The 17007-nt window shown below is 37.7% G+C and carries 16 protein-coding genes and 1 other RNA gene; 11 read left to right on the top strand and 6 right to left on the bottom strand.

Annotated elements, in window-relative coordinates:
• Positions 1-5 precede the first annotated feature (5 nt).
• From pstB to gshB, 5 genes are all read right to left on the bottom strand, one after another.
• Positions 6-764, bottom strand: a complete 759-nt coding sequence (gene pstB / locus AC6ER8_RS07220) for a phosphate ABC transporter ATP-binding protein PstB (protein WP_497078025.1) — start codon at positions 762-764, stop codon at positions 6-8.
• Positions 765-815: 51 nt separating this feature from the next.
• On the bottom strand, positions 816-2105 hold the full coding sequence (gene pstA, locus AC6ER8_RS07225) for a phosphate ABC transporter permease PstA (protein ID WP_497078026.1): 1290 nt from the start codon (positions 2103-2105) through the stop codon (positions 816-818).
• Positions 2102-3562 carry a phosphate ABC transporter permease subunit PstC gene (pstC, locus tag AC6ER8_RS07230; RefSeq protein ID WP_497078027.1) on the bottom strand — a complete coding sequence of 487 codons (1461 nt, stop codon included), beginning with the start codon at positions 3560-3562 and terminating at the stop codon, positions 2102-2104. Before pstC ends, pstA begins: the two co-directional genes overlap by 4 nt.
• A 75-nt stretch (positions 3563-3637) precedes the next feature.
• Positions 3638-4684: a PstS family phosphate ABC transporter substrate-binding protein gene (locus AC6ER8_RS07235; RefSeq protein ID WP_497078028.1), complete on the bottom strand. Its 1047-nt coding sequence runs from the start codon at positions 4682-4684 to the stop codon at positions 3638-3640.
• 146 nt (positions 4685-4830) lie between these two features.
• Positions 4831-5769: a glutathione synthase gene (gene gshB / locus AC6ER8_RS07240; RefSeq protein ID WP_497078029.1), complete on the bottom strand. Its 939-nt coding sequence runs from the start codon at positions 5767-5769 to the stop codon at positions 4831-4833.
• Positions 5770-5856: 87 nt separating this feature from the next.
• Between gshB and AC6ER8_RS07245 the strand changes: the two genes are divergently transcribed.
• Entirely contained in the window at positions 5857-6615 is a 759-nt protein-coding gene (locus tag AC6ER8_RS07245; protein ID WP_497078030.1) for a molybdopterin-synthase adenylyltransferase MoeB, read from the top strand.
• A 341-nt stretch (positions 6616-6956) separates the two neighbouring features.
• Here the strand turns inward: AC6ER8_RS07245 and AC6ER8_RS07250 are convergent, their stop codons facing one another.
• A complete protein-coding gene (locus AC6ER8_RS07250) occupies positions 6957-7520 on the bottom strand; it encodes a c-type cytochrome (RefSeq protein WP_497078031.1) in 564 nt (187 codons plus the stop codon).
• Between the two features lie 104 nt (positions 7521-7624).
• Here AC6ER8_RS07250 and AC6ER8_RS07255 point away from each other — a divergent pair, with 104 nt between their 5' ends.
• The 10 genes from AC6ER8_RS07255 to rimI all read left to right on the top strand — a co-directional run bounded on the left by AC6ER8_RS07255 (position 7625) and on the right by rimI (position 16993).
• Positions 7625-8356 carry a 3-deoxy-manno-octulosonate cytidylyltransferase gene (locus AC6ER8_RS07255; protein WP_497078032.1) on the top strand — a complete coding sequence of 244 codons (732 nt, stop codon included), beginning with the start codon at positions 7625-7627 and terminating at the stop codon, positions 8354-8356.
• Entirely contained in the window at positions 8353-9216 is an 864-nt protein-coding gene (locus AC6ER8_RS07260) for a prephenate dehydratase (RefSeq protein WP_497078033.1), read from the top strand. The genes AC6ER8_RS07255 and AC6ER8_RS07260 overlap by 4 nt, the downstream gene beginning before the upstream one ends.
• Positions 9217-9806: 590 nt before the next feature.
• On the top strand, positions 9807-10214 hold the full coding sequence (locus AC6ER8_RS07265; RefSeq protein ID WP_497078034.1) for a hypothetical protein: 408 nt from the start codon (positions 9807-9809) through the stop codon (positions 10212-10214).
• A gap of 646 nt (positions 10215-10860) precedes the next feature.
• Positions 10861-10958: signal recognition particle sRNA small type (gene ffs / locus AC6ER8_RS07270), an RNA gene on the top strand.
• A 223-nt stretch (positions 10959-11181) separates the two neighbouring features.
• On the top strand, positions 11182-13122 hold the full coding sequence (locus AC6ER8_RS07275; RefSeq protein ID WP_497078035.1) for a DNA polymerase III subunit gamma/tau: 1941 nt from the start codon (positions 11182-11184) through the stop codon (positions 13120-13122).
• A 14-nt stretch (positions 13123-13136) separates the two neighbouring features.
• Positions 13137-13460, top strand: coding sequence for a YbaB/EbfC family nucleoid-associated protein (locus AC6ER8_RS07280; RefSeq protein ID WP_497078036.1), 324 nt, complete (start codon positions 13137-13139; stop codon positions 13458-13460).
• A 31-nt stretch (positions 13461-13491) separates the two neighbouring features.
• A complete protein-coding gene (recR, locus tag AC6ER8_RS07285; protein WP_497078037.1) occupies positions 13492-14097 on the top strand; it encodes a recombination mediator RecR in 606 nt (201 codons plus the stop codon).
• Between the two features lie 48 nt (positions 14098-14145).
• On the top strand, positions 14146-15174 hold the full coding sequence (locus AC6ER8_RS07290) for a YeiH family protein (RefSeq protein ID WP_497079666.1): 1029 nt from the start codon (positions 14146-14148) through the stop codon (positions 15172-15174).
• A gap of 641 nt (positions 15175-15815) precedes the next feature.
• Entirely contained in the window at positions 15816-16520 is a 705-nt protein-coding gene (gene tsaB, locus AC6ER8_RS07295; protein ID WP_497078038.1) for a tRNA (adenosine(37)-N6)-threonylcarbamoyltransferase complex dimerization subunit type 1 TsaB, read from the top strand.
• Positions 16502-16993: a ribosomal protein S18-alanine N-acetyltransferase gene (rimI, locus tag AC6ER8_RS07300; protein ID WP_497078039.1), complete on the top strand. Its 492-nt coding sequence runs from the start codon at positions 16502-16504 to the stop codon at positions 16991-16993. Before tsaB ends, rimI begins: the two co-directional genes overlap by 19 nt.
• Positions 16994-17007: the final 14 nt, after the last annotated feature.

Consider the following 17007-nt stretch of genomic DNA (forward strand, 5'->3'; position numbering starts at 1 on the left):
TTCACCTATCCAAAACGCCCCGTAATATAATCTTGTGTCCGCTGTTCTTTTGGTGAAGTGAAGATCATTTCAGTTGCACCAACTTCTACTAAATGCCCTAAATGAAACATGGCCGTATATTGAGAAACACGAGCCGCCTGTTGCATAGAATGTGTTACAATAACAATTGTATAATTTTGCCGTAACGCATCAATAAGCTCTTCAATCCGTGCCGTCGCAATGGGATCAAGAGCTGAACAAGGCTCATCCATCAAAATAACTTCAGGACTAACCGCAATGGCACGCGCAATACACAAACGTTGTTGTTGTCCTCCGGATAAACTTGTTCCAAGATCATGAAGGCGGTCTTTTACTTCTTCAAACAAACCAGCTTGTCTCAAACTCTTTTCAACCACATCATGCAGCTCAGAGCGTGTTTTCACTAAACCATGAATGCGTGGACCATAAGCAACATTATCAAATATAGACTTTGGAAAAGGACTAGGCTTTTGAAAAACCATTCCAACACGGGCACGTAATTCTACAACATCGATCTTCTGGTCATAAATATTCTCCCCATCTAAAGTAATAAGACCCGTTATTTTAGCCCCTTCAATCGTATCATTCATACGGTTGAAACAACGCAAAAAAGTCGATTTTCCACATCCTGATGGACCAATCAAAGCAGTGACTTGATGTTCAGGAATATCAAGAGTAATACCGTGAAGAGCTTCTTTGTCTCCATAAGAAACCTTTACATCCTGACCACGCATTTTAATCTTCATAACAAAAACTCACCTTAAAACAACCTTATCGAAGTTATTATTTTATTAAAATTACTGGCGGCGTTCAAATCGCCGACGTAAAAAAACCGCAGAAATATTCATGATCGCAAGAAAAATCATTAATACAATAATAGCCCCTGATGTCTTTTCAACAAAAGCGCGTTCTGCTTCACCTGCCCACATAAAAATTTGAACCGGCAAAGCTGTTGCTGGGTCCATAGGAGTCGTAGGAATATTAACAACAAAAGCAACCATGCCAATCAAAAGCAAAGGGGCTGTTTCACCCAAAGCTTGAGCTACTCCAATAATTGTGCCTGTCAAAATACCAGGTGCCGCTAAAGGAACAACATGATGAAAAATCATTTGTGTTTTTGATGCCCCCAACCCTAAAGCGGCCGCACGAATAGAGAGAGGAACAGCACGCAAAGCAGAACGTGTTGCAATAATGATCGTGGGAAGAGTCATGAGCGCTAAAACAAGACCACCAACAAAAGAGGCTGAACGGGGTAATCCTAAAAAATTAACAAAAACCGCAAGTCCTAAAAGACCAAATACAATCGAAGGAACAGCGGCAAGATTATTGATATTTACTTCAATAAAATCTGTAAATTTATTTTTACGTGCATACTCTTCCAAATAAAGAGCTGTTGCTATGCCTATCGGAAGTGAAACCAATAAAACAATGCCTATCATATAAAGAGAACCAATGATCGCAACACCTAATCCCGCAGTCTCAGGACGACTTGAAGCACCAAATGTAAAAAAACCAATGTTAAACGTCTTATAAAGCGTACCATCATGCGCTAAACGTTTTATCCATTCCACCTGTCGATTAGAAACTTTGCGGTTTTTTTCTGCTACATGCAGATCAATCTGCCCCTTATAAGCAGAATCAATATCCGCCGCTGCTAAAACTTTAATTTTTTGCATTGTGCCAATTAATTTTGGATTTTTTGTTACCATTTCACGCAGTTGAACACGGATACCTTTTGAAAACATACGGTTAATGTCCCGCAGAGAGGCTCGATCATTTTGATTAATATCAAGTTTTTTTGCTAAAGCATTGCGTACAAGAAGAGGATAATTCGCTGTCATGAGGATTTGTGGATTTGTTTGACGTTGACCACTTGGATCAATAATCTTTTCATCCAAATAAACCGATAATGTCATTTCACTTTGAAAAAAAGCTGTATAACCTTGACTAAAGATAGACCATAAAAGCGCAAATAAAAAAAATAAACCAATAAAAATAGCACTCAAACCATAGGCACGAAAACGACGTTCAGCCCAATGTCGACGTTTAAGGCTAATATTGCGACGAGGAAAAAATTTTTCATTCATTCATATTGTTCCCGATATCTACGCACAATATAAAGAGCTAGAATATTCATCAAGAGTGTCATCACAAAGAGTGTCATCCCCAAGGCAAAAGCCACCAGAGTTTGGGGAGAATTAAACTCAAAATCACCAGTCAATTGATTAACAATCTTAACCGTCATCGTGGTCATTGCTTCGAAAGGATTAAGTGTCAAGTTTGCTGCAACACCTGCCGCTAAAACGACAATCATCGTTTCCCCAATTGCACGCGATGCTGTCAACAAAATAGCTCCCATAATTCCTGGGAGCGCCGCTGGTATAACAACTTTTTTTATTGTTTCAGATTGCGTTGCGCCTAAACCATAAGAACCTTCACGCAAAATGCGTGGAACAGCCGTAATAACATCATCTGACAAAGAGGAAACAAAAGGTATCAACATAATTCCCATCACAACGCCAGCGGTCAAAACACTTTGTGCCATAATAAAACTCCCCCCATCTGAAAGAGAAGCAGACAGATCACGTAAAAATGGCCCGACAACCTTCAAAGCAAAAAAACCATAAACAATGGTAGGGATGCCAGCAAGAACCTCCAATAATGGTTTTACAATTGCTCGCAATCGCGCAGAAGCATACTCGGCCATATAAAGCGCTGAAAATAGTCCTATCGGTACAGCAAAAAGCATAGCGACAAATGCGATATAAAGTGTACCCGCAAGGAGCGGTATTAAGCCAAATTGTCCTCCTTCATCGCTTGCACCACTCGCAGAAAAACGTGGATCCCAAACCGTTCCGAAAAAGAAATTTGAAAAGGATACAGACTGAAAAAAGCTTATTGTCTGAAAGAACAGAGAAAGTGCAATGGCAATTGTCGTCAAAACGGCAACGATAGAAGCACAGGCCAACCCAATAATAATCAAAGTTTCAACCTTATTGCGCGCACGCTGATGAGGTGCAATTTGCATCATTCCACAGATAAAACCAAAGGAAGCAATAGCAAAAAGAAAACCATGGCCAATAAATTGAAGCTTTTGAGACAAAAATATCCAAGACCGTGCTATTTTGAACACATCATCCGATGCTTCATGCGGTAGAATAAACCCCTTCGCCAATAATTGTGCCTGCACTTCCTTAAAAGAAGTGGCGGAAAGATTCCCTTCAAAGTAATGAATCATTTTGACAAGACTTCGAAGAGCCTCCCAAAGTAGATCATAATTTACAGACTCTGTTATCTGTGTACTATATGCCCCAAGCTCTCGAGAGGCGTTATATTCTAAATAAATTGCACTCCCTGCATCCCAAAAAAATAAAAAAATAAAAGCTGGAAGAACAGTAATCAAAAATGTCCACCAGCCGTAATAATATGCACGAGAATGCATTTTATGTTGTTTGTATTCAAGAGTGCGTGCTCGCATATAAGAAATACAAAAGCCACAAAGTCCAAAAATCAATAACAGCAAAATAATGAAGGAAATGCGCATTTTATCTTTCAGTTTTTATAAAAAATAGCGCCCAAAACGCTTGGCTCCGGAAACCCAATAAATTATTCCTCAAAATTATTTCAACATCATTACTCGACCAGCAGAAAAATCAGAACGCTGCGCTTGACGCTCCTTTTCAGGAGCAACAATCAAACCATATTCAGCCAAAGGGCCCTCTGGACCGATCATTTGATCAGAAAGAAAAAAGTCAACATATTCTCGCAAACCTGGGACAATATCTAAATGGGCTTTCTTAACGTAGAAAAAAAGTGGTCGAGAAACTGGATATTGGCCCTGAGAAATTGTCTCAACTGTTGGCACAAAACCATTAATATCGGCAACCTTTAGTCTATCAGCATTGTTTTGATAAAAAGACAAACCCAAAATACCAATCCCTGTTTTATTCGACGTTAGACGCGCAAATGTTTCAGAATAATCACCATCAATATCAACCGCTTTTCCATCCTTACGGACAGCAATACAAGCAGCGTGTATCTCCTTATCATCCATTCCTGACGACTTCATCACCTCAACTGCCCCACTCTCTTTACAACCTACAGCAAGTAATTTTTCCTCAAAGACTTCCCGAGTTCCATGCTTTTCTCCAGGAATATAGACTTCTATCATCCAATCAGGAAGCGCACTATTGATAGTGCTCCATTTCAAAACATTATTAGGCTGCAACTTCCCGTCTATAATAACGCGAGCAGCAAGGGCTTTATAAACATCTACCGGCCGTAACTTCCAATCAGGACCCTTTATATCTGTTGCAAAAACAATGCCATCATATCCAATGCGTATTTCCTCAATATCCTTCACACCAACATCAAAACAAGACTGCAATTCGCTCGATTTCATTGCGCGTGAAGCATTAACGATATCAACGGTGTTCTCCCCAATACCACGGCAAAACTCCTTAATACCCACTCCTGTTCCACCTGATTCGATAACAGGAACCTTAAAATGGGGATAAATTTCTCCAAATGTTTCAGCAACAATCTTTTGATAAGGTAAAACTGTAGATGAGCCTGTAACATGTATTTGATCACGCGCGTTGCCTCTATTTACGGATAGCAGTAACACAAAAATCAACCCCACTCCAATTGATAATACTCTGCTCATCTGTAAACTCCCTAAAAATTGAGAACAAAGCCTCTTAATTTATACGATACGGTCATTCTAGTTAACATTTGCAACATAACAAATATAAAAAAACAACATGGATCATTTTTTTAACACAACCATATTTTGATTCTCTATCACATAAATTAATTTGAACGTTTAGATTCAACAACATCCCAAAAAAGATGCGCAACATCTGTACCACAGAAGCGCTTAATTTCACGAATTCCCGTAGGAGACGTTACATTGATTTCTGTTATATAATCTCCAATCACATCAATCCCCACAAAAAGAAGACCACGTTCCTTTAAGGCTGGCCCAATGCGTTCACAAATTTCATAATCACGTTTTGTTAACGCAACATTTTCTGCTCGACCTCCAACATGCATGTTAGAGCGCACATCTGTTTTTGTCGGAACTCGATTAATGGCTCCAACAGGTGTACCATCAAGCAAAATAATCCTTTTATCTCCTTTCCGTACCGCCTCTAAATAACGCTGAATAATAAAAGGTTCACGATAAATGTCTGAAAACATTTCCAACAGCGATGCTAAATTGCGATCATCTTGTTTTAAATAAAAAACACCAGCGCCCCCATTCCCATAAAGTGGTTTCACAATAATATCGCCAAATTTCTCTCTAAAAGCTGTTATTTCTTCAATATCTTTGGTGATTAATGTTTCTGGCATCAAATCAGAAAATTCAGTCACAAAAATTTTTTCTGGACTGTTGCGTACCCATGCTGGATCATTCACAACAAGCGTTTTAGGATGAATACGTTCTAACAAATGAGTTGTTGTGATATAGTTGAGATCAAAAGGTGGATCTTGACGCAAAAGAACCACATCCATATCTCTTAATTCTGTGCGAACAGGCTTTCCTAATTGATAATGGTTTTCCTCTTTATCATAGACAGTTAATGGCTCTAGTCGTGCAATCACACAACCATCGCACAAAGATAAACGATCTGGTGTATAATGGAAAAGAGAGTGTCCGCGTTCTTGCGCTGCTAAAGCGAGTGCAAATGTTGTATCTCCTTGAATCCGAACTGTTGAAATATGATCCATCTGAATGGCAATTTTCATCAATAAATCCTCCCTATTCTAAAAGCAGACTGGTCTATGCATTATAAACTTAGTAAACAATAAAAGAACGATGACAAGAGAAAATTCATGACACAAGAAACAGAGACAAAATTCAATAACGAAGAAATCGAACGCTATGCACGCCACATCATTTTACCTGAAATTGGTGGTGCGGGGCAGCAAAAGCTCAAAAAAGCGCGTGTTCTTGTGGTGGGTGCTGGTGGTCTTGGAGCGCCTGTCTTAACTTATTTGGCCGCTGTAGGTGTTGGAACCCTTGGAATTGTTGATAACGATACTGTTTCACTTTCTAATTTACAACGCCAAGTGATTCATAACACAAATACAATAAACCAAAACAAAACAGACAGCGCTGAAACCACTATAAAAGCAATAAATCCTCATGTTATGGTTGAGAAACACACCCTACGCTTAGAAAAAAGTAATGTGGATAAACTGCTTAATGCCTACCACATCATTGTTGATGCAAGCGATAATTTTACCACACGCTATCTTCTTGCTGATCACGCAGCCCAATGCAAAAAGCCTTTAATAAGTGGCGCTGTAGAACGTTTTAATGGCTCATTAACCGTCCTTATGCCGTATAAAGATAATAACCCTCACTATCGCGATTTATTCCCCACTCCTCCGGCTCCCGGAACTATTCCAACATGTGCTGAAGCTGGAATCATTGGTGTTTTACCCGGCGTTATTGGAACCCTACAAGCCATGGAAGCGATTAAAATAATCACAAACACCGGAGAGCCCCTCGTAGGAAAGGTTCTACTCTATAACGGATTATTAGCGCAATTTAATGTTATTACCTATAGGCGGAAAAATTCTAAATAAAATACCTTAAGCGAATAAAAAGCTTGGAGAAACATGATTTTATCCCTCTTCATTTTCAAGACATCTCACGATGTGTATTGAAACTGGAATACTGATGTTTTACCGTAAATCATCGAAATGCTGTAAACAATCGAAACGCTTAAATTTATCATAAATATTGAAGACCTCTTGTAGAAAAAATCTCTTTAAAATAAGCGGATGAATGTGCGACGCGAAGAGTGTTCTGTTTTGTGTGAAAGACTTTTTCCTATCAAAACATCAATAAAGATCCTTATGATAAAGCCTTGAGAACCAAATTACAAAAAACAGCGCATTTCTTTCTAAAGTGAGCATCTATGATTTTAGCTTGGCTCATTCGCTTTATCATTATCCCTTGGTATGGGAACAGGATGATCGGATAAACTACGCAAATAAAGCAAAAGATCCGCACGGTCTTGGTCGTTTTTAATGCCACGGAATGACATAATAGTCCCAGGAAACGCTTGACGTGGAGAATGCAGATAACGATCTAACGTTACAAAATCCCATTTTTGATCAGAATGCGCACGCAATGCCCGTGAATAGGCAAAACCTGCTGCTGATGCCAAAGGACGGTTCACAATCTCCCAAAGAACAGGACCAACACGCCCTGCTTGATTGCGTCCAGAAGTATGGCATAGGGCACATTGACGAAAAATTTTGCGCCCATTTTCAAGATTTCCTTGCTGAAGGCGATCATTGAGTGATAGTGAAACTACGGGGTTTTTCTGTTCTTCTTTAAATGTATTATTCTGAGCAACGGTATGATGATATTTAACGGATGTGGAATGGTCATAAACTATATCACTGAGTGTGGAAATTCCCACAACAATGACAAACACACATAAACACGCGCAAATAAAATAGATAGCTCTCGAGCGTTTCATAAAAACTCAAATGTTCACGGTTTCATTACCATTTTAAGTTTAAGCTTTTTCTTTATAACACACAACATCATAAATGTATCACAAATGACATTTGGAATCTTGCAATGGCTCTTGAACCAATTATTCTTATTCCTGCTCGTATGGGCTCAACCCGTCTGCCTCAAAAGGCCCTTGCTGAAATCGCAGGAAAGCCGATGATTGTTCATGTCGTAGAACAGGCTAAAAAAGCGGCAATAGGGCGTACAATCGTTGCCACAGATCACAATGATATTGCTAAAGCAGTTGCAGAATATGGACATGAATATCTCATAACACGAGATGATCATAAGTCTGGCTCTGATCGCATTTATGAGGCTTTAATGCGCATTGATCCTGAACAACGTTATAATGCTATTTTGAATATACAAGGTGATCTCCCAACGATAATGCCTCATGAAATCATCAGTGCGCTAAGCCCTTTAGAAGATAGCTTTACCGATATTGCAACCTTGGGAGCTCAAATCATTGAGGAAGATGAAAAAAGAGATCCTAATGTCGTCAAAATTATTGGAACACCGCTTTCTCAAAATCGCCTGCGAGCTCTTTATTTCACGCGCGCCACAGCCCCTTATGGAGATGGTCCTCTTTATCATCATATTGGAATATATGCCTATAAGCGCGAAGCACTTGAAAAATTTGTATCATTCCAACCCTCCTGTCTCGAACAACGTGAAAGGCTTGAACAATTACGTGCATTAGAACATAATATGCGGATCGATGTGGAAATAGTCGATACGATTCCTTTAGGTGTGGACACACAACGTGATCTCGATAGAGTACGTAAGATTTTAGCATGAAAACACTCAAAAAAAACAATAAAATCTCTTTCCAAGGGGAATACGGTGCTAATTCCCATATTGCTTGCTCCAATATGTTTCCTCATATGGAGGCTGTTCCCTCTGCTACTTTTGAAGACGCCCTTCATTTAGTGGAAAGCGGAAAAGCTGATCTTGCTATGATCCCTATTGAAAATACTCTTGCTGGACGCGTTGCAGACATTCATCATCTTTTACCGCAATCATCCCTTTATATTATTGATGAATATTTTTTACCTATCCACTTTCAACTCATGGTTTTGCCCGGTGTTACACATGACGAAATTAAGACCGTTCACAGCCATACGCATGCCCTTGCACAATGCCGAAAAATCATACGAAATAATGGTTGGAAACCAATTGTTTCTGAAGACACGGCTGGAGCTGCAAAATTTGTTAAAAAAAGTGCTCAACGTTCACAAGCAGCCTTAGCACCTCTGATCGCAGCAGAGCTCTATGGGCTTGATATTCTTGAAAGAGATGTTGAAGATAACCCTCATAATATTACACGTTTTGTCATTCTTTCGCGATCCAAACGACATGTCCCCAAACCTACAAATGGTGAAAAAATTATCACCAGTCTTCTTTTTCGAGTGCGGAATGTCCCTGCTGCTCTCTACAAAGCCATGGGAGGATTTGCAACGAATGGTATCAATATGACAAAATTAGAAAGCTATCAAATTGGTGGAAATTTTAATGCAACACAATTCTTTGTGGATATTGAAGGACATCCTGAAGATCCCATGATGAAACTTGCCTTAGAAGAATTGTCGTTCTTTTCTGCCGAAATGCGTATTATCGGTACTTATCCAGCAAAAAATGATCGAACGTCGCATATATAAAAGCAACAAAAACACCATCATTTTTTGCTGATATCGAAGAATATCCTAAAAGTCCTATCATGGAATGTGTTTTAGAGAGACGCGTTTTTTTTGCTAAATGTGCTTCATTATGAAGCTAAAGCAAAAAGAAAAAGAGTCATAAATTCTATAACAGAATATATCAATTGCTTCGATAATGTTTTTTGACACATGACATTATGATAAATAGCAATTCAATGCATACAAAGAGCTCTGTAAAGAAAAACAATAAGCGAAAATGAAAGCATTTATACTTTCCATTTTCCCTCATAGAAAAGAAAGAGCTTTCAGACAACATATCATTTTCTATGGCATTTTATTCCAATAAAAATAACGAACTTCTAAATTAGCACATAAAAAATTTAACTTATCATCAGCGTATATTTGCGATAATAAATAAATCATTCAAATCTCTTGAATTCAGATCATTTTCAACGTTCTTTTTATAAAACTATATACTGTCCTTTAATCATATTCGCCATTTAATCATATTCTTTGTATGCCGTTTGAACTTTCCTATTTATAAAAACTGATTTATGCTTCATTAAGCTTTAAGAAAAAAGGAGAGGATAATGAAAAAAATCTTCACGCAAGGGTTATTAGCTACCAATATTCTCGCATGTTCTAGCGTTGCATTTGCTGGATTTGGCGAGAGAGAGTGGAATTTTGCGCCAGATGAAAGTGTTACAATTATCCCCTCCGATATCGTCCGTCAAGGAGCTGAATATTTTTGCGAGGTATTTAAACCGAAAAAAGTATCCTTTACTTTATCGTACTCTTCTCCTTCTGACTTAGACAAATTGAAAATTGTTGCTGATGATAAAAAGAAAATAACCCATGATAAAGAAAAGAAGATCTTTACATTGAAAAATATAAAATCTCTTCAGGTCAGCTTTCCTTCATCAGGGAATTATATTTTTAAAAATATTACAAAGAAAAAAGTTATTGGAACAAACTGTGATACAGGAGATTATGATTAATAATTGTTTTTATCAACATCTAAGTTTTAGCAAATTTTCTTGCTTTTTAGCTTTTTTAAAATCCAATATATGACGAATTATTAAAGCTGGATTTGTAAGAAGTTTTTTATGGTATAGAAAGTAAATATTTAAAAAGTTTTTGTCGCAATTTACATTGTTGTATATTCTCTACCATTAGGCTAATTTTTAAATCTGTAAAACAAGCTTTTCCTTCGTAATAGATCAGCTAAAGCATTATAAAATGCATTTATATCAATCACTCAAATAAAAAAGAGAAGTGCCACTATTTTAGGTCTATAGACGAAAAATCCTCGCTGTATTTTTTTAGTTCTATGAGCGCTAGAAACCCAATTTCATTTTAAATCACATTCGTTTAGGCTTTTTTAACAGACATATCTATCCTAAAACTCTCACAGGTTTGAGAAAATGAGCATAGTCATGCGTGCAGATTATCTTAAACGGAGAAAAGATTTTATACTGAATATCATATGAAAAGCTACTCTGCTATGGAAACTGGTAAAATTTCACCCTCTTTGCTATTTATTATGCCCATACATTAAACGTAAAAGAAAAATTATTTCTTGTTCTTATGATATTTTTCGTTTCTGAGCTTGATTTTTCATGCCAAATCGACAATATAAATTTGGGAGGTTGGTGGTGGACGAACTACTCGCCAACTGGGTCAGGTCTGGAAAGAAGCAGCCCCAACGAGTTCTGGTACGGGTCATCGTGCCGGCCTCCTATTTTGTTGAAGAGGTTATTTTCATGCTCTCTTTTAGCAATGTATTTAATCTTTAGGATTTCATTTGTGTGCAGCAAATAAAAGGATTGGGTTATTTTTAGCAAATGATCCCATAAAAAATAAATTGATTGAAAAAAAATCCTTTTATATGAAAGTGCAGTATTGACCTATCCTTTGTGTATGATCAAAATGTGCGCATAAAGAACTTCGAAGTTGGAAACATTCATGGAAAACGCACCGGTAGAGACAGCCTATCGTGTTCTTGCCCGCAAATATCGACCTCAAAACTTTTCTGACCTCATTGGTCAGGAAGCTATGGTGCGTACTCTTACTAATGCTTTTGAAAAAGGTCGCATTGCACAAGCATGGATGTTAACTGGGATTCGTGGTGTAGGTAAAACAACAACAGCACGGATTTTGGCACGTGCACTCAATTATAAAACGAAAGATATTGACCAACCAACAACTATCTTAGACTCTCTTGGTGAACATTGCACCCAAATTATTGAAGGACGTCATATTGATGTTATAGAAATGGATGCCGCTTCTCATACAGGCATTGACGATATTCGTGAAATTATTGAACAAATACGCTATCGTCCTGTTTCTGCTCGCTATAAGGTTTATATTATCGATGAAGTTCATATGCTCTCAACGCAAGCCTTTAATGGTTTGTTGAAAACGCTTGAAGAGCCACCGTCACATGTAAAATTTATTTTTGCCACAACAGAAATTCGCAAAGTTCCTATTACCATCCTTTCGCGTTGCCAACGCTTTGATTTGCGACGGATTGAAGCAAAAGCTTTGAGTGCGCATTTGCGTCAAATTGCGCAATATGAAAAGGTCGAAGTAGAAGATCAAGCACTCTCTATGATTGTTCGTGCCGCAGAAGGCTCTGTCCGTGATGCATTATCTATTTTTGATCAAGCCATTGCCCATAGCAATGGCAATGTTAATGCCACTGCAGTGCGTACAATGCTAGGATTAGCGGATCAAGCACGTATTATTGATCTCTTTGAATTTATCATGAAGGGTAATGTTGTCCATGCATTACATGAATTACGCAGTCAATATGATGCAGGCGCTGATCCTCTTACGATATTGACAGAACTAGCTGATTTTAATCATCTGGTCACACGATTACGCTTTACACCAGAAATAGTGGAAGATTTTTCACTGACTGAAGAACAACGTTTAAGAAGTTTAGATTTTTCAAAAAAACTTTCCGTTCCTGTTTTATCCAGAAACTGGCAAATGTTACTCAAAGGCTTACAAGAGATTAATCAAACTGCACGTCCACTTCAAGCTGCTGAAATGCTTTTAATTCGTCTTGCTCACACGGCTGACCTCCCCACTCTTGATGAAGCTTTAAAAAAGCTTACGCAAGAAAAAACACCTCTCACTCTCGTTACAAATTCTTCTCATCAAGAATCCACAAATATCAATAACACAACAAAGGAAACAACAATTGATGTCCATGCTTCCTCAAGCGTTTCCAATCCATCAACAGAGCAATCAGATTTAACACCATCTTTAAAAAACCAATTAGATCATTCCTTACAACCGGAAAACTTAATCAAGACTCAAACTCCTGAAAACACTAACGCTCCTGGAGTAATGGAAACTCTTGAAACTTCCCAAGCTGTTGATCTTTCTGAAAAGAGTGCAAATTCATCGCATCTAGCCACGCAAACAACAGAAGAAATTACTAAACCTAAGACTCTAGCGATTAATTCTTTGCACGATATTGTTAAATTAGCCGAACAGCATAATGATGTTCCTTTCAAACTCCTTATTAAAGAATTTGTTCATCCTGTTTCTTTTGAAGACGGGCATATTACCTTAAGGCTTTCTGAAAATACTCCACGCTTTCTTACCCATGATATCGAAAAAAAAATCTCTCAATGGGCTGAAAAACGCTATGTGATAACTTTTGTTAATGAAGGAGGCGGTCCAACCTTACAGGAAGAAAGTATCGCGATTCAAAAGACACTTTTTTCCAATGCAGAGACAAATCCTGATATTGCAAAAATCCTCAACCATTTTCCAGAATCAAAAATTGTCGATATTCGACTCAACAAAGAAGAAAATGATCTTGATTTAACCTCTGATACCTTTAAAAATACTGATCTCTTTAAAAATGAAAATGATAATAACGATGAATAAGGATACCTATTCCTATGCGTGAAATGATGAGCATGATGAAAAAAGCCAAAGAAATGCAAGAGAAAATGCAGAAAATTCAAGAGGAAATGGTTAATCTGCAAGCTACCGGCACTGCAGGGGGTGATCTCGTCAGTATTACTTTAAATGGCAAAAATATTATAACAGCCATTCAAATTGATCCTTCATTACTCAAACCTGAGGAAGCTGAAATTCTTGAGGATCTCATCATGGCAGCTTATAATGAAGCAAGAACAAAAATTGATAGCGCACTAGAAGAAAAAACAAAGAGCATGACAGCAGGGCTACCGCTCCCATCAGGTTTCAAGCTGCCATTTTAATAAAACAGCTTTTTCCCATGGAACAAAATATATGTCTAAATACATTGCAGGACCTGAGATTGAGCGTCTCATTCAGATTTTAGCACGGTTACCAGGTCTTGGTCCGCGTTCAGCGCGTCGTGCTGCTCTTCATCTTATTAAAAAAAAGGAAACTTTGATGGAGCCTTTAGGAGCAGCATTACAAGGTGCTATAGAAAAAGTCGGCATTTGTTCTGTTTGTGGCAATATCGATACCATTGATCCTTGTTCAATTTGTACTGACCCACGCCGCGATGATACAACAATCATCGTTGTGGAAGATATTGCTGACCTGTGGGCTCTTGAGCGTGCAAAAACTCTCGCTGCACGTTATCATGTCTTGGGTGGAAGACTCTCCCCTTTAGATGGAATAGGTCCTGACGAACTCAACATTGCCACCTTAATACAACGTATTGAACAAAACCCAATTACGGAGGTTATTCTTGCTGTCAATGCAACTGTTGAAGGACAAACAACCGCTCACTACATCACCGATCAGCTTTCCAATTTTTCGGTTAAAATTACGCGACTTGCTCATGGTGTTCCTGTAGGAGGCGAGCTCGATTATCTTGATGATGGCACTTTAGCGGCAGCCGTACAAGCAAGAACAAACCTGTAAAAGTTTTTTATTTAAATCTTTAGTTATTTAATAATGAGGAATATTCAAATACTGAAGAAAAACCTCTCACTTCTAAACGACTTTTACCCTGGTATTTTAGTATGTTTACTTATATCAGCTTTAGCATATGGTTTAGAATTCTTAGAAAAACAGCTTTTTGAGCAAGCATGGCTTGAAAGTCTTGTTTTAGCAATTCTCTTAGGATCTATTATCCGTCATTATTTTACGATACCAATATATTTTCAAAAAGGTATAACTTTTTGTGCCAAAACACTTCTTGAAATTGCTATTGTCCTTTTAGGAGCAAGCATTAGCATTCATGCTGTTCTTGCTACTGGTTGGAGTTTGCTGGCAAGCATTGTATTCATTATATTTGTAACCATTATTCTTAGCTTTATCATCGGTCGAATTTTTGGACTTTCTACACATTTAGCAGTACTCGTTGCCTGCGGAAACACTATTTGTGGAAATTCCGCTATCGTTGCTGTTGCCCCTGTCATTAAAGCAAAACATGAAGAGGTTGCTGCATCAATTGCTTTTTCAGCTCTTTTGGGAATTCTTATTATTTTATTTCTCCCTTTTGCACATCCATTTTTGAATTTATCCTTTAACCAATATGGTGTGCTTGCCGGCATGGTTGTTTACGCTGTACCACAAGTTTTAGCAGCAACTGCATCTGTTTCTTTCACCAGTGTTCAAATTGCAACTGTTGTTAAATTGGTACGCGTTCTCATGTTAGGTCCTGTTATTTTTACCCTCTCACTCATCTATCACAGATCAGCACAGACACGCTTTGGCTTACACACTCTCATTCCATGGTTTATTATTGGCTTTATTTGTATGATGCTAATCCGCTCAAGTGGTCTTATCCCCGAAACAGCTCTTGTTCCCATCAAGTTTATTGCTCAGTTATTCACTGTCATTTCAATGGCTGCATTAGGTTTAGGTGTTGATATACGCTCATTAAAAAAAGCAGGATGGCGCGTCATTTTGGCTTCAACCTGCTCTATAATTATTCTCGGTATTTGTAGCCTTATCATGATACAATTGCATGATTTAAATCATATAATATTTTAAAATATTATTATTTCTTTTTTCAACAGAGCATAACCATATAATTAATCCAGAGACACACCAATGTTGAATCAGCTCTTTCATAAAACCTGTAAAACTTAAAAAATTGCTCATTATTCTATACGAAAAATTGGAAGAGCCGTGATATTCGATATTCAATGAGGATTATCAAACTGGCTTTTCAAGCCATAATAATTTGCAATGGAGGAAGATCAAAATACATTATACATAAAAATAATATAATTTCTTTCATCATTGCCTTCATAAAGCTAAAATTTTTATCAAAAATTGACAAAATATACTTTTTAATAAGGTCAAAACGCTTACGAAAAGGCTCCCCCCAAAACAGAATAAAGCATATGTAAGCTGCTCATTTACATGCTGGTAAAAAAACTCTTAAGACACATCAACTCCCTTTTACGCCCCTATTCCCCATGAAGGGTATAATTAGAACCTTACAGCGTGTACAAAATCAATATATTAATAACAAAAATAAATAGGGATCAAATCAACATCTCCTCCTATTCCATAAAAAGATATTGTTGCTTATTGGCACTAGTAACTTTTTTACAAATGAACTATACGATACTAAAAGAGATTAAAAATACAGTAGACCTTTTGTCTTATTCAATTAAAATATTTTTATGCTTATTCTTGCTATCGATACTGCTTCAATTTATTGTGCTGTTGCGCTCGTTCATCATAAGTCTGTTCTTGCGCATATCAATGAGCGCATGAATAAAGGACATGCTGAAAGACTTATTGGGCAGATTACACAAATAATGACACAAGCTCATATGACACTTGATCAAGTTGAGCGTATTGCTGTCAATGTTGGACCTGGATCATTTACTGGTGTCCGTGTTGGTGTTGCTACAGCACGCGCTTTGGCATTGGCACTTGAAATACCAACTATTGGAGTGAGTGCCCTTGAAGCTTTAGCAGCACAAGTCGCAACCCGTAAAAATACTGCATCAGCAATTACTGTTGTCATTGAGGCAGGAAGAGAGATGTTCTACCATCAAAATTTTCATCATGATCTCACACCTTTGGGAGAGCCAGGATTAAAAACACTTGAAAATATCCTCGAAGTTTTACCCCACAAAACCCAACTGACTGGTCCAGCGGCTGATATCGTTATGGAGCATATTAAAAACCATAAAATAAACGAAAAAATTATTCTAGAAAACATCCCTTGCGAAGCAGCAGATATTGTGAACTATGCTTATCTTGCGGCAAACAAACAACCACAAAACTCACCTCGTCCTCTCTATCTACGCAGTGCTGATGCAAAACAACAAACCGATTTTGCTTTACCACGAAAAAAAGTATGTCCGAAGTTTCATTGACAAAAAAGCATTTTGGAATTGCTCCACTACACGTTAATGATAGTGTTTCTCTCCATCAAATTCATCAACATTGCTTTACCCCTGCTTGGGGGAAACAAGCTTTTGATAACTTTTTAACAGATCACTCTATCTTTGGATACAAAGTCTTTCTCATTGATCAATCTGATCAGATTGTAGGTTTTTGCCTATGCCGTCTCATTCTTGATGAAGCAGAGATTATCACAATTGCGGTCCATCCTCATTATCGTCAACAAGGAATAGGTACTTTGCTTATCGATCATACACTTCGCCATCTTCGCGATAAGCACGCTATAAAATTATTCTTGGAAGTCGAAACCACCAACCTTTCTGCTTTAAATCTTTATAAACGCTTCGAATTTCAAAAAATTTCTAAACGTCTTGCCTACTATCCGTCAAAAAATGGTCGCGGTGATGCAATCATCATGCAAAAAACTTTTAGGCAAATAGATTGAGATTTATGTAAAAA

Source organism: Bartonella sp. SL320 (genome assembly GCF_059687635.1).

Coding starts and splice junctions, on each gene's coding strand:
- pstB (WP_497078025.1), bottom strand. CDS start 764: ATGAAGATTAAAATGCGTGGTCAGGATGTAAAGGTTTCTTATGGAGAC.
- pstA (WP_497078026.1), bottom strand. CDS start 2,105: ATGAATGAAAAATTTTTTCCTCGTCGCAATATTAGCCTTAAACGTCGA.
- pstC (WP_497078027.1), bottom strand. CDS start 3,562: ATGCGCATTTCCTTCATTATTTTGCTGTTATTGATTTTTGGACTTTGT.
- AC6ER8_RS07235 (WP_497078028.1), bottom strand. CDS start 4,684: ATGAGCAGAGTATTATCAATTGGAGTGGGGTTGATTTTTGTGTTACTG.
- gshB (WP_497078029.1), bottom strand. CDS start 5,769: ATGAAAATTGCCATTCAGATGGATCATATTTCAACAGTTCGGATTCAA.
- AC6ER8_RS07245 (WP_497078030.1), top strand. CDS start 5,857: ATGACACAAGAAACAGAGACAAAATTCAATAACGAAGAAATCGAACGC.
- AC6ER8_RS07250 (WP_497078031.1), bottom strand. CDS start 7,520: ATGAAACGCTCGAGAGCTATCTATTTTATTTGCGCGTGTTTATGTGTG.
- AC6ER8_RS07255 (WP_497078032.1), top strand. CDS start 7,625: ATGGCTCTTGAACCAATTATTCTTATTCCTGCTCGTATGGGCTCAACC.
- AC6ER8_RS07260 (WP_497078033.1), top strand. CDS start 8,353: ATGAAAACACTCAAAAAAAACAATAAAATCTCTTTCCAAGGGGAATAC.
- AC6ER8_RS07265 (WP_497078034.1), top strand. CDS start 9,807: ATGAAAAAAATCTTCACGCAAGGGTTATTAGCTACCAATATTCTCGCA.
- AC6ER8_RS07275 (WP_497078035.1), top strand. CDS start 11,182: ATGGAAAACGCACCGGTAGAGACAGCCTATCGTGTTCTTGCCCGCAAA.
- AC6ER8_RS07280 (WP_497078036.1), top strand. CDS start 13,137: ATGCGTGAAATGATGAGCATGATGAAAAAAGCCAAAGAAATGCAAGAG.
- recR (WP_497078037.1), top strand. CDS start 13,492: ATGTCTAAATACATTGCAGGACCTGAGATTGAGCGTCTCATTCAGATT.
- tsaB (WP_497078038.1), top strand. CDS start 15,816: ATGCTTATTCTTGCTATCGATACTGCTTCAATTTATTGTGCTGTTGCG.
- rimI (WP_497078039.1), top strand. CDS start 16,502: ATGTCCGAAGTTTCATTGACAAAAAAGCATTTTGGAATTGCTCCACTA.